This is a genomic window from Paraburkholderia sp. BR14320 (assembly GCF_040948665.1).
Classification (GTDB): domain Bacteria; phylum Pseudomonadota; class Gammaproteobacteria; order Burkholderiales; family Burkholderiaceae; genus Paraburkholderia; species Paraburkholderia youngii.
In genome coordinates this window covers 1-466 of sequence record NZ_JBFPKG010000258.1, presented here as the reverse complement: position 1 = coordinate 466, position 466 = coordinate 1, and the positions used below count along the sequence as shown (strand labels likewise).

General features: G+C 59.7%; 1 protein-coding gene. It reads right to left on the bottom strand.

Features of this window, described 5'->3' with window-relative positions:
• Nucleotides 1-218 precede the first annotated feature (218 nt).
• On the bottom strand, nucleotides 219-466 hold a 248-nt coding region (locus AB3X89_RS40205), incomplete at its 5' end, for a hypothetical protein (RefSeq protein WP_368588053.1).

The window sequence follows — 466 nt, the reverse complement described above, 5'->3', positions numbered from 1 at the left end:
GACGTTTGTTTTGGCCGGTGGTGAGGAGTCGGAGGCGGCGTAGCCGCCGGAGACGACGAACCCCCGGCGGCGCCGCGTCGGCGGGGCAATAGGATGGCTGATCGATTCTTAAAGAAGAAGCGGTCAGTACATGTCTGGAACCCGCATCACCGACCAACAGGTTCGCCTCTACATGGCTTTGTTCAGCAGGGCATGGCCGCAGTTGGTTGCAGACGCAACTAGGCATTTTTGATGCAAACGGCCTTGCCGAAGCTGTTCCACAGATTCACGAGGTTCGCGATAATCACGCCCTCGTGCTGCTGAGATTCGGTTTTGCGCGTCAGTAGCCGCGCACCGATACAACGCTTGATTCGCGAGATCTGCGCCTCGACCAGCGCGCGCTGGCCGTACCCGTATTTGTTGCGGAACGCATGGATGCCCTTGTCCTTGATGTACCGAACGAGATGGTCGTGCCAGCGCGTCGCCG